The following is a 15292-nucleotide window of genomic DNA, read 5'->3' as shown; positions in this document are numbered from 1 at the left end:
CGAGACGACCCGTAAATGGCGCCCGGCAACGTCCTGACTGATGGTGACTCGGTGGCCCTCATCAAGGACATCAAGACAATATCGAGGCGATCGACTGCCGCCACCACGACTCAAGGGCCTCGTCCTGCGCACCGAATTCGTCCGCAAGCGCGGCTGAGCGCAAGCGGGCGCTGCACGATCGCCCGCCCCACCTTCGCAAAATCCCGATTGGCCCCGGCATAAGCCTTGAATACCGTGGGCGGAGCCCGCTGCTCTGCCCGGCAGCCGGCGGCAGCGATCTGGTTTCGGCGTCGTGGGGCTGGCATGAACTTCGAAATTTCCCCAAGAATCGAGGACTATCGCGCGCGTATCGCCGATTTCGTGGCGCGCGAGATCCTGCCGTTGGAGGCCGACCCCCGGTCCTTCGACGACCATGGCAACATCACGCTCGATCTGCTCGGGCCCTTGCGCGAAAAGGCGAGGGCCGCCGGGCTCTGGTGCCTGCAGCTCAAGGAGGAGACGGGGGGCGCCGGGCTCGGCAAGGTCGGCATGGCGGTCTGCTACGAGGAGATGAACCGCTCCATCTTCGGCCCCGTCGTCTTCAACGCGGCGGCGCCGGACGACGGCAACATGATGCTGCTGGAGGCGGTGGGAACGCCGCAGCAGCAGGAGCGGTGGCTTGCCCCGATCGTCGCGGGCAAGGTCCGCTCCGCCTTCGCCATGACCGAGCCCCATCCGGGCGGCGGCTCCGACCCGTCGATGATGCTCACGCGCGCCGAAAAACGCGGCGACACCTATGTCGTCACCGGCCGCAAATGGTTCATCACCGGGGCCGGGGAGGCGAGCCATTTCATCCTCGTCGCGCGCACGTCCGACGATCCCCGCCACGGCCTTACCGCCTTTCTCTTCCACAAGGACCAGCCGGGATGGCGCATCGAGCGGCGCATTCCCATCATGGGGCCGGAGGAGCACGGCGGGCATTGCGAGCTCGTGTTCGACGGCCTCGAGATCCCGGCAAGTGACATTCTTCTCGATGAGGGGCGGGGCATGAAGGTGACGCAGGTGCGGCTCGGCCCCGCGCGCCTCACCCATTGCATGCGCTGGCTCGGCCTCGCCAAGCGCTCGGTCGAGATCGCGCGGGCCTATGCGGGCGAGCGCCACGGCTTCGGCCAACGGCTGGCGGACCGGGAGAGCATCCAGCTCATGCTGGGCGGGCTCGCCATGCGCATCGAGATCGGCCGGCTCCTCGTCATGCGCGCGGCGTGGGAGCTCGACCGCGGCGGCTTCGCCCGGAAGGAAGTCTCGATGGCCAAGATCCACGTGGCGAACCTCCTGCACGAGGCCGCCGACGTCGCCATCCAGATCAACGGCGCGCGCGGCTATTCCAAGGATACGGTGCTGGAGTGGATCTACCGCTACGCCCGGCAGGCGCGGCTGGTCGACGGCGCCGACGAGGTCCACAAGATGGTTCTGAACCGGTTCCTGAACGAGGAGGGAACGGGTTTCTGGCGCTGGGACGTCGCAGCCCCGCCGATGTGAGGTGAACGCCCGAGACGATCAGGCAGCAAGGGGCCCATCCAAGAAAGCCTCGGCCAGGAAAACGAACGGAGGGAGGACAGCAATTCATGCGTCTTGATGCCCATCTCGCGCCACGGCCGGCCAACCACGTTCCCCTGACGCCGCTCGACCTGCTCGACCGCACGGTCGAGGCCCATCCCGAGCGCCCGGCCGTGATCTGGCGGGAGCGGACGCTGACCTATCGCGCCTTCGGGCGGATGGTCGCGCGCTTCGCGGCCTTCCTCCTCGGCCGGGGCATCGAACCCGGCGACGTGGTCTCCCTCATCGCCCCGAACCGGCCGGAGATGCTCGCAGCCCATTATGCCGTGCCGATGATCGGCGCGGTGCTCAACACCATCAACACGCGGCTGGAGCCGGACACGGTCAGCTACATCCTCGACCATGCGCAGTCGCGCCTCCTGGTCACGGACCCCTCCTGTCTCGGCATCGCGCAGGCAGCGGCAACAGCGGCGCACACGCCTGTCGTCGTCCTCGGCACCGATGGAGAGCATATGGGTCCCGATGCCCTCGACCTCTTCGGCGGTGGCAATGGGTCCAGCGATATCGATTACCGGCACTTCGTGAGGGACGAGTGGCAGCCGATCTGCCTCAACTACACCTCGGGCACGACAGGACGGCCGAAGGGCGTCGTCTATCACCACCGCGGCGCCTATCTCAATGCGCTCGGCAACGTGCTGGCGCTCGGGCTCGACCGGCGCAGCGTCTATCTCTGGACCCTGCCGATGTTCCACTGCAACGGCTGGTGCCACACTTGGGCCGTGACGGCGGCGGGTGGCCTCCACGTCTGCCTCGATCGCGTCGATCCGGCCCTCATCTTCGCGGCCATCGAGCAGCACGGCGTCACGCATCTCAGCTGCGCGCCGGTGGTGCTCTACATGCTGCTGAACCATCCGGACCGGGAGAAGAAGGACGTCTCCCGCATGGTGCGGGTCGCAACGGGCGGCGCGGCGCCGACGAGCGCGCTCATCGCGCAGATGGAGGCACTCGGCTTCGACCTGATCCATCTCTACGGACTGACGGAATCCTACGGGCCCGCCACCTTGTGCGAGCTCGACGAGGCGGCGGACCTCGCTGTGGAGGCGAAGGCGCAGCTCCTGGCGCGGCAGGGTTTTCGGCACGTCACCGGCAGCAGGGTGCGCGTCGTGGACGGTGGGGGAGGGGATGTCGCCCGCGACGGCACGACGACGGGCGAGATCGTGCTCGCCGGCAACACGCTGATGGCCGGCTATTACCGCGACGAGGCGGCGACCGCGAGCGCCTTTGCGGGCGACGTCTTCCACACGGGCGACCTCGCAGTCGTACACGGCGACGGCCGCATCGAGATCAGGGACCGCGCCAAGGACGTCATCATCTCGGGCGGCGAGAATATCTCGAGCCTCGAGGTCGAGAACGTGCTGCACCAGCACCCCGCCGTCCTTATCGCCGCCGTGGTGGCGGCCCCCGATCCCAAGTGGGGCGAGGTGCCCTGCGCCTTCATCGAGCTCAAGGGTACAGGCACGGCGACGGCCGAAGAGCTCACGGCCTTCTGCCGGGAGCGGCTCGCAGGCTTCAAGGTGCCGAAGCGCTTCGTCTTCGGCGAAGTCCCGAAGACGGCGACGGGCAAGATCCAGAAGTTCCGGCTCCGCGCCGCGGCGGCGGTCGGCGCCGCCTGACACCGGGAGGTCTCGGCAATGACCACGACGGGTCCGGCCCGCACGCCCGATATCGATTTCGATCCCGCCGCCCTCCAGCGCTTCCTTGCGCAGCGCTTCGGCGGAAGCGCCGATCCCTTCCGCATGAGCAGGATCGGCGGCGGGCAGTCGAACCCGACCTATTTCGTCGATTTCGGCGACCGCCGCATGGTCCTGCGCAAGCAGCCGAACGGAGAGATTCTGCGCGGGGCGCATGCGATCGACCGGGAATACCGGGTGCTTGAGGCGCTCATCGCGACCGACGTGCCGGTGCCGCGCCCGATCCTCTACCATGCCGATGCGGACCTCCTCGGCACGCCCTTCTACCTGATGGAGCGGCTCGAAGGCCGCGTCTTCCACGATTGCGCGCTGCCGGAACTCGCACCCGCAGAAAGGCGCGGCATCTATCTCGGCATGGTCGAGGCGCTGGCGAAGCTGCACGCCATCCGCCCGCAGGATGTCGGCCTTGCCGACTTCGGCCGACCCGGCAGCTATTTCGAGCGGCAGATCGCGCGCTGGTCGAAACAGCTCGCCGCCTCACCGGGCGATCCCGTTCCTGCCCTCGCCCGCGTCGAAGCCTGGCTCAGGGAGAACCTGCCTGCGGATGACGGGATGGTCGCGATCGCGCACGGGGATTTCCGCCTCGGCAACCTGCTCTTCCACCCTGAGGAACCGCTCGTCATCGGCATTCTCGACTGGGAGCTGTCGACCCTCGGCCATCCCCTTGCCGATCTCGGCTTCTGCTGCATGCCGTGGCACACGGCGCCGGACGAATACGGCGGCATTCTCGGCCTCGACCATGCCGGGCTCGGCATCCCCTCCCGGCGCGAGTTCGTCGCCCATTATCAGGCCCATGCAGTGCCGACCGCTCCGCTCGCGCGGTTCCATGTCGCCTTCGCGCTCTTCCGCTTCGCGGTCATCTTCGTCGGCATCGCCGACCGGGCACGGGCAGGCAATGCCGCATCGGCCGATGCGGCAAGGCTCGGGCCCCTCGCGGGCCGCTTCGCCGGGAGAGCGCTCGAGGTCATCGAGACGACGGACTGGTGAGGGCGCGGATGTTCAGCCCAGCTCCAGCGTCGTGATGCCGAAGACGCCGCCAAGGTCGATCGCCGGCGCGGCGCCGCGGTACATGCGCGCGGTCTCGAAGCCCGGCGACAGCCCCGCCGCGGCGAGGAAGGCCGGGAAGCTCCCGGCCGTCTCCGGCACGTCGATATGGACGGGGCCGCCGCAGACGCCGGCGAGGGCCGAGAGCAGGACCTCGGCGGTTCCGCCGTCCCGTGCGAAGAGCGGGCCGATCTTGAAACCCTCGCGACAGGGCCGGGCGACGCCGTAGCCGGCGATGCCGTCCTGCCCCATCGCCACGAGGGCGACATGCGGCGGGCGCAGCCATTGCTTCAGGAAAGCCCGGCGCGGTGCCGGGAAGAAGCCGCCATCGAAGGCGGCGACGGCCTCGACGAAATCGGACGTCACCGGCCGGACCGCGCCGGACGAGGCGGCCGCCGGCGCGAAGCGACCGCTGTAGCGGATGGTGCGATAGGCCGGGACGAAGCCCATGCTGCGGTAGTTGGCCTGCTGTGCGGGCACGCCGTCGAGACCGATGGTACGGCCCGCGAGCCGCGCCATGCCGGCATCCCACACGGCCTTCCCGTGGCCCCTGCCGCGCCGATCCGGCCGGCAGATGTAGAGCCCGATGAAGCCGAACGTCTCCCCGTAGGCGACGGCCGAGATGCCGGCGACCATCTCGCCATCCATGAAGGCGCCGAGGAAGCCGCCCGAATCCGCGGCATGGAAGGCGGCAGCATCGGCGAGGCCGGGATTCCAGCCTTCGCCCGCCGCCCAGTCGACCAGCGTCTCGATCTCAGCGAGCGTCAGCGGGCGTATCGTCGGCGCTTGCGGCATCATGCGACGGCCTTGTCCTCGATCCCGAAGCCGGCGAGGAGGCCGGTGTAGGGCTTCGGGGCAGGCCGAGCATAGGCCCCGCGCTTGCCGGTGGACAAGCCGAGCGTCACGAGCGCCTCGGCCTGCTTGACCGCCGCCCCCACGCCATCGACGACGGGAATGCCGAACTCGCCTTGCAGCGCGGCGGCAAGGTCCGCCATGCCGGCGCAGCCGAGCACGATCGCTTCGGCATGGTCCTCCTTGAGGGCGCGGGTAATCTCGCCGCGCAGCGCGGCAACGGCATCGGATGACCGGTCTTCAAGATCGAGCACGGGAACGCCGAGCGCCCGCACGCGGGCGCGCGGCTCCATGCCGTAGCGGCGGACGAGCTCGGTGATCGGCACGAGCGAACGCTCCGACATCGTCACCACGCTGAAGCGTCGGGCGAGGAAAGAGGCGAGGCTCAGCGCAGCCTCGCAGATGCCGATCACCGGGATGGCCGCCATGGCGCGGGCCGCGTCGAGCCCTGTGTCGTCGAAACAGGCGATGACCGCCGCCGCGGCGCCCGCGCGCTCGCCCCGCGCGATCTCGGCGAGGAGGCCCGGCACCGCCAGCGCCTCGTCGTAATAGCCCTCGATGGAGGCGGGGCCCATGGCGGAGGTCACGGCCTCGATGACGGTCGAGGGATCGGCGGCCGCGCGCGCGGCTGCCGCGATCGTCTTGGTCATCGAGGCGGTGGTGTTGGGATTGACGACGAGGATATGCATGGGGACGTTCCGTGCGCGGGCCTTCGGTCAGCCCCGCGCCCTGCGCCGGCCGAGCCAGACGATGATGCCGAGCGTGAGCGAGATGACGAGGAAGGAGAAGAGCGTCGTCACCGTGCCGAGCGCGTAGAGCACCGGCGTGGTGACATTGGTCGTCATGCCGTAAATCTCCAGCGGCAGGGTGTTGTAGGTGCCGGCCGTCATCAGCGAGCGGGCGAATTCGTCATAGGACAGCGTGAAGCCGAAGAGGCCGACGCCGACCAGCATCGGCGCGATCATCGGCAGGAGGACGTGGCGGAAGGTCTGCCACGGCGAGGCGCCGAGATCGCGCGCCGCCTCCTCGTAGGCCGGCGAGAAGCGGTTGAAGACGGCGAACATGATGAGTACGCCGAAGGGCAGCGTCCAGGTGAGGTGCGCGCCGAAGGCCGAGCCGTACCAGGACGGGCGGATGCCGACCTGCTGGAACATCACGCCGATGCCGAGCGAGATGATGATCGACGGCACCACGAGGCTGGCGACAGCGAGGTAGAACAGCGGCGTCGCCCCGACGAACCGGCGCCGGAAGGCGAGGCCGGCGAGCAGCGAAACGACGACGGTCACCACCATCACCATGAGGCCGAGCGTGAAGGAGCGGCGGAAGGAGCCGCCGAAATCGCCCACCGCCTGCTGCTCGGTGAGGTTGCGGAACCAGTGCAGCGAGACCCCGTTGAGCGGGAAGGTGAGGCCGCCGCTCGGCCCCTGGAACGACAGGATCAGGATGGCCGACAGCGGCCCGTAGAGGAAGACGAGGAACAGGCCGAAGAAGACCGCGAGGATCCAGAAGGTGACGGAGCGTCTTTCGCCGGCCATGTCAGAGCTCCTTGCGGATGTCGACGACGCGCAGGATGCCCGCCACCATCAGGAGGACAAGGACAAGGAGCACGACCGCATTGGCGGCCGCCGCCGGATATTGCAGCAGCGACATCTGGTTGCGCATCATCAGCGCGACCGACGCGCTCTGGCCTCCGGACATGACCTGCACGGTGATGAAATCGGCCATCACCAGCGTAACAACGAAGATGGTGCCGATCGCCATCCCCGGCTTGGCGAGCGGCAGGACGACGTTCCACAGCACTTGACAGCCGTTCGCCCCCGCGTCGCGCGCCGCTTCGATGAGCGCGCGGTCGATGCGCATCAGCGTGTTGAAGATCGGCGTCACCATGAACAGCGTGTAGAGATGCACCATGGCGAGCACGACCGCGAAGTCGGAATAAAGCAGCCATTCGACCGGCGCCGAGACGAGCCCCATCTCGATAAGCGTGGCGTTGACGAGCCCGTTCCGCCCCAGCACCGGGATCCAGGAGATCATGCGGATGATGTTGGAGGTCAGGAAAGGCACCGTGCAGACGAGGAACAGCACCGTCTGCATGGTCGCGGTGCGGACGTGGAAGGCAATGAAATAGGCGACCCAGAAGCCGATGAAGAGCGTCAGCGCCCAGACGATGGCGGCATATTTCAGCGTGTTGAGATAGGTGCGCCACGTCACCCATGAGCCAAGCGTCTCGGCATAGTTGGTAAGGACGAAATCGGGGTAGAGCCGCGCGAAGTCGTAGTCCCAGAAGCTGACCGCCACGATCATGAGGATCGGCGCGAGCAGGAAGACGCCGAGGATGAGCGCGAGCGGCGCCGCCTGCAGATAGGCGGCGAGGCGACCGAGCACCGAGACAAGGCGCGCGCCGGCCGGGCGGGCCGGGGAAGCGGCAGGTTGTTCGACGGCGATGGCCATGCGGCCTTTCCTCGGGTGAAACACTTCTCTGACGAAGCCCCGCGTGGCGGACCGCCCCCTCCCGGCGAGGGAGAGGGCGGAAAGGCGTAGGCTCAGGCGGCGATGAACTCGTTCCAACGGCGGACCATGTAGCGGTCCTCGTCCATCACCGAGTTCCAGCAGGCGACCTTGCCCATGCGCTCCTCGAAGGAGCCGCCATCGCGCACGGCGCCCGCCTTCTCCATCACCTTGCCGTCGGGCGCGAGGATGTCGCCCTTGGCCGGCTTGCCTTCGACCCAGAAGCCCCATTCGTCGTCGGACATGTGCTTCTTCGCCGTCTCCATGGCAGCGGAATAATAGCCCTGGCGGTTGAGATAGGCGCCGACCCAGCCCGACAGGTACCAGTTGATATATTCGTAGGCCGCGTCGAGCTTGGCGCCGCTGAGGTGCTTGGCGAGGCCGATGCCGCCGCCCCAGGCGCGATAGCCTTCCTTGAGGGGCTGGTAGACGCAGGGGATGCCGCGCGAGCGCACGGCCGCCACGGCGGGCGACCACATGGACTGGATGATGACCTCGCCCGAGGCCATGAGGTTGACGCTCTCGTCGAAGGACTTCCAGAAGGCGCGGAACTGGCCGGCGCGCTTGGCGGCGATGAGGAAATCGATGGTCTTGTCGATCTCGGCCCGCGTCATGTTGCCCTTGTCGGCATAGGTGAGCTCGCCCGAGGCCTCCATGATCATGGCCGCGTCCATGATGCCGATGGAGGGGATGTTGAGGATCGAGGTCTTGCCGCGGAAGGCCGGGTCCATGATGTCGGCCCAGGTGGTGATCGGGCGGCCGACGAGATCGGGCCGGATGCCAAGGGTGTCGGCGTTGTAGATGGTCGGCACCATCGTCAGCCAGCCGGTCGGCGCCTTGGCGAAGGTGGTCGAATCCGGTCCCTCGACGAAGCCGACCGTGTGCGGCGCGGTGCCCTGGGCGATGACGCTGTCCGGCGTCAGCTTGCCGGTGATGAAGAGCGGCACGATCTTGTCGAAATAGGTGAGCCGCGACACGTCCATCGGCTGCAGGACGCCGGCCGGGAAGACCTTCTTGGCGATCCAGTATTCGATATCGGCGATATCGTAGGAATCGGGCTGGGTGACGGCGCGCTGCGCGGCAGCGTCCGAATCCGTCGCCGTCATCTCCAGGGTGATGCCGAGGTCCTCCTTGCACTTCTCGGCGATGGCGTTGAGGTTCGACACGCCGGTGCCGAACTGGCGCAGGGTGATCGGGTTCTGCGCCCAGATGGTCGGAAAGCCCGTGATCGCGCCCGAGCCGGCGGCAAGGCCGGCGGCCGCAGCGCCGGTCTTGAGGAGCGAGCGGCGCGAGATGCCGCCCGATATGCCGCGCTTGTCCTTCGTTGTCCTGGTCATGGCCTCATCCCCTCTTGTGATTGTTGCTGCTTGATCGTCGCTCGGCTCAGGAACCGAGCCGGCCGAGTACAATCGCGTCCTCAGCACGCCAGGCGAACGGAACCGCCTCGCCCACCGTGACCGGCCTGGCGAAGAAAGGGCCATCGCCGACGATTGCCGTGAAATCCTCGATGCCGGCGCCGCTCGCCGTCAGCTTCACCGATGCGCCGCGATATTCGACATTGGTGACGATGCCGGTGAAGCCGAGCCCGGGCACCGGCGCCTCGCCGAGGCGCACGCGGTCGGTGCGCACGGCGATGTCCGCCTGCCCGCCCTCGGGTGGCCGGCCGAGCGCATCGAAGCGTCCGCCACCGGCGACCTCGACCGTGACGGCGCCGTCGCGCACATCGGCCACCCGGCCGGAGATGACGTTATGGTCGCCCATGAAGCGGGCGACGAAAGCGGTGGCCGGCCGCTCGAAGATCGTGCGCGGATGGGCCGCCTGCTCGATGCGACCTTCGTTCATCACCACGATGAGGTCGGCGAGCGCCATCGCCTCCTCCTGGCTGTGGGTGACGTGGACGAAGGTGATACCGAGCTCGTTCTGCAGCTTCTTGAGCTCCGCCCGCACCCTCACCTTGAGGAAGGGATCGAGCGCGGAGAGTGGCTCGTCGAGCAGCAGCGCTTCCGGATCCGTGATCAGTGCGCGCGCCAGCGCCACCCGCTGCTGCTGGCCGCCGGAGAGCTGCGCCGGCCGGCGGTCGGCATAGGTGTCCATCTGCACCAGCTTCAGTAGATCGAGCGCCCGCGCACGGCGCTCCTCCTTCGCCACGCCTTTCATCTTCAGGCTGAAGGCGACGTTGTCGACGACGTCGAGATGGGGAAAGAGCGCGTAGGACTGGAACATCATCGCCGTGCCGCGCCGTGCCGGCGGCAGGTCGGTGACGACGGTGTTGCCGAGCCGGATGTCGCCCGAGGAGATACGTTCATGGCCGGCGATCATCCTGAGCGTCGTCGACTTGCCGCAGCCCGACGGTCCGAGCAAGCAGCAATAGCTGCCCGCCGGGATCTTGAGACTGATGGCGTGGACGGCGGTCATCGTCCCGTAGATCTTGGATACGGCGGCGATGTCGATCGCGGCGGCCTTGCTCATGCGGCATTCCCCTGTCTGCCGGGAACGAAGCATCCGGCGTGCCAGTTGCCGGGAGCGGATCCAAGGCGCTGGTATGGCTCAGGTTTTCTGCCGAGCGTGGCGAGCAGGGGAAGTCAACGAACTGCACAAAATCCGGGCAGTTGTCGCCGATCTGACGGCAAAATTGTATGCAATTTCAGCTTCTATTGCCGGCAATCTCGGCTTTCCTCCGCCGCTTTTCCCGCTAGAAGGAAAGACCCTATGCGGGTGAGACGGGCATGAACCGCATCGATTCGACATCTGCCGATGGGCAGCATGCAGCCGAGGACCGCACGCAGGCGATTCATGACCGGCTGCGCGACGCCATCGTCGACCGCCGGCTGGCGCCCGGCACAAAGCTCTCGGAGGGCGAGGTCGGCGCGCTGTTCGACGTGAGCCGCACCGTAGCGCGCGCGGCGCTGCAGATGCTCGCCTTCGAGGGACTGGTGCGCATCGAGCGCAACCGCGGCGCTTTCGTCGCCAATCCCTCGCCGGAGGAGGCGCGCCAGGTCTTCGCCTCCCGCCGGCTGATCGAGCCCGGCATCGTCGCCGCCGCGGCGGAGCGGGTGACGACCGACGACCTCGCCCGCCTGCGGGCCCATCTCGCCGCCGAGCGCCGGCACATGCACGAGCGCGGGCCGGACGCGCGGCGCGCCGAGATCAAGGCTTCGGGCGAATTCCACCTGCTGCTCGCCGCCATGGGCGGCAATGCCATCCTGCAGCGCTTCATGGAGGAGTTGATCGCCCGCTCCTTTCTCGTCATCGCGCTCTATGGCCGCTCCGGCGCATCGAGCTGCGGCCACGACGAGCACGACGCCATCGTCGATGCGCTCGAAAGGCGCGATGCGGCGGTCGCGGTCGCGCTCGTCGTCAGCCACATCGACCATATCGAGGCCGATCTCGACCTGCGCGCCCGCACCGGCCCCACGCTGAAGGCGGCACTGGCGCCGTAGGTCGGGCGGCCCCCGGCCTCACCGCGTCGCAGCAAGAAGGCGGGGCGCTGGGAGACGGCTCCGGAGGCTCGCGTCAAGCTGTTCGGCGAAGCTCGCGTGAAAGGCCGTGGCCGTGACGATGTCGAGATGGTCGGTGTCCGGCACCCGCGTCACAGCCTCGACACGGCTGGAATAGTGCCGCCAGTCGACGAGCCTGAAGCCCCGCTCGATGGACTTTTCCGCAATCCAGGCGCGGATGGGCAGGTCGCTCCGCTCGAGGCGATAGTTGCGGAAGATCATCGCATTCTCGATGAGCGTCCAGAAGATGTGCTCGCGGCTGCCGATCTCCGGGCCGTCGAGCGGCAGGTCCTCGGGGCTGTTCAGCACATAGGCGAGGAAGCGGGTGTAGACCTCCGCGTCCATGCGGGCGATGAGACCCTCCCAGTCGGCGCGCATGCGCGTGCGCGGCAACCAGGCCGCGATGCGCCGCTCGATTCCAGCCCTCTCGTCTTCCGTGAGACTCACCTCGGCATCGATGGCGAATTCCGCGTCGAGGGCGCAGACGTCGAGCATGCCGACGAAGGTGATGTCGACCTCGCCCGCGAGCCGCCGCGCCGTCTCGTAGGCGAGGATACCACCCCACGACCAGCCGAGCAGCGTGCAGGCCCCGCCGCTGGTGCGGCGGATATAGTCAGCATAGCGGCCGGCAAGTTCCTCGACACTGACGGTGCGCGTCTTGTCCTCGGTCAGCGAGTAGCAGATGAAGGCGGTCGCCGGCTGGTCCGGTCCCAGATGCTCGACGAGCCCGGCATATTCGCGCGTGCTGACGAGGAGGCCCGGGAAGCAATAAAGCATCGGCCGGCTGCCAGTGCGCCGCATGTGCACGACCGCATGCTCCTCAACCGTTCCACTCGCGAGCGCGACGGCAAGCGTCGCCACGGTCTGGTGGTTGAAGAGCTGTGCGATGGTGACGGACCGGCCGGGCAGGAGCCGCGACAGGCGCGCGAGCACCCTGAGCGCCGAGAGCGAATTGCCCCCGAGCTCGAAGAAGTTCTCGTCGATGCCGACGTCGGCGAGCCCCAGCACCTCGCGCCAGATGCCGGCGATGTCCACCTCGAGCGGCGTGCGCGGCGGACGGATCGGCGCGACATGCGCCTGCGGCGCCGGCAGGGCGTCGCGGTCGAGCTTGCCGTTGGGCGTGAACGGCAACCGGTCGATGACGAGGATGCGTGAAGGCACCATGTAGCCAGGCAGGCGCGCGGCGAGCGTCGCCCGCAGGACCGCCGCGTCGACCGCAGCGCCGGCCGCCGGCACGACATAGCCGACGAGCATGGTGCCGCCCGGCGCCTCGCGCAAAGCCGCGGCGGCGGCGCTGACGCCGTCGAGTTCGGCAAGCTGCGCCTCCACCTCGCCGAGCTCGATGCGGAAGCCGCGCAGCTTCACCTGCTGGTCGCGGCGGCCGAGATAGTCGATGACACCGTCGGCACGACGGCGCACCACGTCGCCCGTGCGGTACATGCGTCCGCCGGCGCCCGCGAAGGGATCGGGCAGGAAGCGCTCGGCCGTGTCGCCCGGCCTGCCGTGATAGCCACGGGCGAGGCCCTCGCCACCGATGAACAGCTCGCCCGCCTCGCCGTCGGCCATGGGCATAAGATCATCGTCGAGCACATAGGTTTGGCGCGGACCGACGCCTTTACCGATGGGCGCGTAGGCCCCCGAAAAGGTCGCGCTCGCCGGCACCTTCCAGGCGAGCGGCGAGATCACCGCTTCCGTTGGGCCGTAGCCGTTGATGAGCCATTGCGGCTTCAGCGCTCGCTTGACGAGCTCGAAGGTCGCCGGCGACATGCCCTCGCCGCCGAAGGAATAGAGGCGGACCGGCGGGGCCTCGCCCGTCTCCAGCGCCCATTCCGCCACCTGGTGTAGATAGCGCGGCGGAAAGCCGGCATTCGTGACGCCGTGGCGCGCCATGGCATCGAGCGTCTCGACCGCGCTCCACAGCGCCTGGTCGCGCAGCACGATGGCACCGCCGAAGGCGAGCGGCACCATCCAGCGCTCGTGCGCGCCGTCGAAGCTGACGGACAGGAAATGCAATTCGCGCGATTGCGAGGTCATGTCGTAGAGCTCGCCCGTGGCGAGGCAATGGGCGGCGAGCGGCCCGTGCGCCACGGCGACGCCCTTCGGCCGCCCGGTGGAGCCGGAGGTGTAGACGAGATAGGCGAGCTGGTCGGGATGGACGGCAATCCCCGGATCGCTGTCGTCGAGCCCCGACAGGGGAAGCCCGTCGCAGGCGACAACTCTTGCGCCGGCCAGGGACGGCAGCCGCGCGGAGAGGTTGCGGGTCGTCAGCACGATGCCGACGCCCGCATCGCTCAGCACATGGGCGATGCGCTTGGCCGGATGGTCGGGATCGACCGGCACGAAGGCTCCGCCGGCCTTGAGCACGGCGAGGAAGGCGGCGATCATCTCGGCCGAACGGGGCAGCGCGACCCCGACGCGCTCCTCCGCGGCGAGGCCGAGGGCGAGGAGATGGCGCGCGAGCCGGTTCGCCCGGCTCTCGAGGGCGGCGAAACTCGTCTCGCCGCTGTTCTGGATGACAGCGGGTGCGTCCGGCCGGGCGCGGGCATGGCCGGCAATGAGGCTGTGTACCGGCGCGCCGGCGCCGTGGCACCCACCCCAGGCGAGTGTTGCCCGTGCCTCGTCCCGGCCCGTGGCGAGGAAGGCGGCGAGCCGGGCGGGGCGCATGTCGCGCCAGACGGTGCCGACATGAGCGAGGCATGCGGCGCGAGGTCCGGAGAAGCCTGCGGTGCGCCAGCCGTCCGGCAGTCCGCGGCCGACGGGCCAGAGCGAGAACTGCCCCTCGCCGTTCACCACGACGTCGAAAATGGTGCCCTCGTCGTCGATCGCCATGCGCCCGATCCGTCCATTGTTGTCGATGCCCTCAAGACGGACGGGGAGGGGAAAAATTTCGCGTCTTGCCCGTTTCGGCATCGGCTGCAGGCCGGGACGCTGAAAAAAACGCCCTGCGCATTCGTCGTTTCATCGACATGTCGGCAGGAGAGGGCCATGGACGCCGAGATGAGACCAGGCGAGACCGTCTACACCTCCTTCAATGCCGGGGAACAACCAAGACTTGCGGTGCGGGCGGCCGGCCGCGGCCTCGCTGTCGAGCGTGACGGCACGGTGCTCGCCACCTTGCTGTGCGAGGACGAGAGCCGCCGCCTGGCATTTCGGCCGGGCGCGGCGGAGCCCGTGACGCTGGTGCACGCCGCCCTCGCCGGACTCGAGGCCTTCTTTGCCCTGCATCCGGATCGGGCCACGGTCGGGCTTGCTTCGATGGACTGGGCGCCCGTCGCCGATACGCTCCTCGGGCGCGGGGCCGCGCTTGCCGGCCCCGGCGGCATGCTGACGGCCCGCGCCTCCCTGCTGTGGCAACTGCCCGAGCTGTGGCTGCCGTCCCCAACCGCGCCCTATCCGCAGCATCTCGTGATGACGGGCGAGCGCCGCCATCCGCTGCGGCCGATGAAGCCGACGGGCATGGTCTATGCCCGCTTCATCCCCTGGCTCGGCGGCGTTCTGTCCCTGCGCGCCGCGACGGTGGAGGCCGACGCCGCGCGCCTCAACCGCTGGATGAACGACCCGCGCGTCGCCGCCGTCTGGGCGGAGGAGGGCGACCTCGACAAGCACCGGGCCTATCTCGGCGGGCTCATCGCCGATCCCCACATGCTGCCGCTCATCGTCTCCTTCAACGGGGAGCCCTTCGGCTATTTCGAGGTCTATTGGGCGAAGGAGAACCGCCTCGGCCCCTTCTACGACGCGCAGGACTACGACCGCGGCTGGCACGTGCTCATCGGCGAGGACAGCTTCCGCGGCCGACCTTGGGTCACCGCCTGGCTGCCGTCGCTGATGCACTACATCTTCCTCGACGACTGCCGCACCGAGCGCATCGTCGGCGAGCCAAGGGCCGACCACCAGCAACAGATCCGCAATCTCGACAAGGCCGGCTTCGCCAAGATCAAGGAATTCGACTTCCCGCACAAACGGGCCTTGCTCGTGATGCTGCTGCGCGAGCGCTTCTTCGGCGACCGGCTCTGGCAGCCGGCAGTGGCGCCGGCGGCAGCACGGCAGGGCGTCCGCAGCCCGAGCCCGCCGAGGCATGACCGTCACACGACCAGCGGCAGGTGA

At 68.5% G+C, this 15292-nt stretch carries 12 protein-coding genes; 5 read left to right on the top strand and 7 right to left on the bottom strand.

The features are described 5' to 3' along the window. Window positions 1-303 precede the first annotated feature (303 nt). The 3 genes from ASC46_RS08775 (at window position 304) to ASC46_RS08765 (ending at window position 4274) form a co-directional block, all read left to right on the top strand. A complete protein-coding gene (locus tag ASC46_RS08775) occupies window positions 304-1518 on the top strand; it encodes an acyl-CoA dehydrogenase family protein (RefSeq protein ID WP_055458897.1) in 1215 nt (404 codons plus the stop codon). Between the two features lie 86 nt (window positions 1519-1604). Continuing rightward, window positions 1605-3209 (top strand): AMP-binding protein, encoded by a 1605-nt coding sequence (locus tag ASC46_RS08770; protein WP_055458896.1) that lies wholly within the window; start codon window positions 1605-1607, stop codon window positions 3207-3209. Window positions 3210-3227: 18 nt separating this feature from the next. Beyond that, on the top strand, window positions 3228-4274 hold the full coding sequence (locus tag ASC46_RS08765) for a phosphotransferase family protein (protein ID WP_055458895.1): 1047 nt from the start codon (window positions 3228-3230) through the stop codon (window positions 4272-4274). A 12-nt stretch (window positions 4275-4286) separates the two neighbouring features. Here the strand turns inward: ASC46_RS08765 and ASC46_RS08760 are convergent, their stop codons facing one another. The 6 genes from ASC46_RS08760 to ASC46_RS08735 form a co-directional block, all read right to left on the bottom strand. Beyond that, a complete protein-coding gene (locus ASC46_RS08760; protein ID WP_055458987.1) occupies window positions 4287-5126 on the bottom strand; it encodes a GNAT family N-acetyltransferase in 840 nt (279 codons plus the stop codon). Then, window positions 5126-5872, bottom strand: coding sequence for an aspartate/glutamate racemase family protein (locus tag ASC46_RS08755; RefSeq protein WP_055458894.1), 747 nt, complete (start codon window positions 5870-5872; stop codon window positions 5126-5128). The genes ASC46_RS08760 and ASC46_RS08755 overlap by 1 nt, the downstream gene beginning before the upstream one ends. A 27-nt stretch (window positions 5873-5899) precedes the next feature. Continuing rightward, on the bottom strand, window positions 5900-6718 hold the full coding sequence (locus ASC46_RS08750) for an ABC transporter permease (protein WP_055458893.1): 819 nt from the start codon (window positions 6716-6718) through the stop codon (window positions 5900-5902). A 1-nt stretch (window position 6719) separates the two neighbouring features. Then, window positions 6720-7634, bottom strand: coding sequence for an ABC transporter permease (locus ASC46_RS08745; protein ID WP_055458892.1), 915 nt, complete (start codon window positions 7632-7634; stop codon window positions 6720-6722). 92 nt (window positions 7635-7726) lie between these two features. After that, window positions 7727-9028, bottom strand: coding sequence for an ABC transporter substrate-binding protein (locus ASC46_RS08740; RefSeq protein ID WP_055458891.1), 1302 nt, complete (start codon window positions 9026-9028; stop codon window positions 7727-7729). A gap of 46 nt (window positions 9029-9074) precedes the next feature. Then, window positions 9075-10160 carry an ABC transporter ATP-binding protein gene (locus tag ASC46_RS08735; protein ID WP_055458890.1) on the bottom strand — a complete coding sequence of 362 codons (1086 nt, stop codon included), beginning with the start codon at window positions 10158-10160 and terminating at the stop codon, window positions 9075-9077. Window positions 10161-10417: 257 nt separating this feature from the next. Between ASC46_RS08735 and ASC46_RS08730 the strand changes: the two genes are divergently transcribed. After that, entirely contained in the window at window positions 10418-11131 is a 714-nt protein-coding gene (locus tag ASC46_RS08730; protein WP_055458889.1) for a GntR family transcriptional regulator, read from the top strand. Between the two features lie 18 nt (window positions 11132-11149). Here ASC46_RS08730 and ASC46_RS08725 read toward each other — a convergent pair whose 3' ends face one another. After that, window positions 11150-14017, bottom strand: coding sequence for an MbtH family protein (locus tag ASC46_RS08725; RefSeq protein WP_055458888.1), 2868 nt, complete (start codon window positions 14015-14017; stop codon window positions 11150-11152). A 156-nt stretch (window positions 14018-14173) separates the two neighbouring features. Here ASC46_RS08725 and ASC46_RS08720 point away from each other — a divergent pair, with 156 nt between their 5' ends. Beyond that, window positions 14174-15292 (top strand): GNAT family N-acetyltransferase, encoded by a 1119-nt coding sequence (locus ASC46_RS08720; RefSeq protein ID WP_055458887.1) that lies wholly within the window; start codon window positions 14174-14176, stop codon window positions 15290-15292.

Origin of the sequence: Chelatococcus sambhunathii (assembly GCF_001418005.1) — a bacterium.
Taxonomy (GTDB): domain Bacteria; phylum Pseudomonadota; class Alphaproteobacteria; order Rhizobiales; family Beijerinckiaceae; genus Chelatococcus_A; species Chelatococcus_A sambhunathii.
Note: the sequence above shows the minus strand (reverse complement) of the source record. Positions and strands in the feature narration are given on the sequence as shown.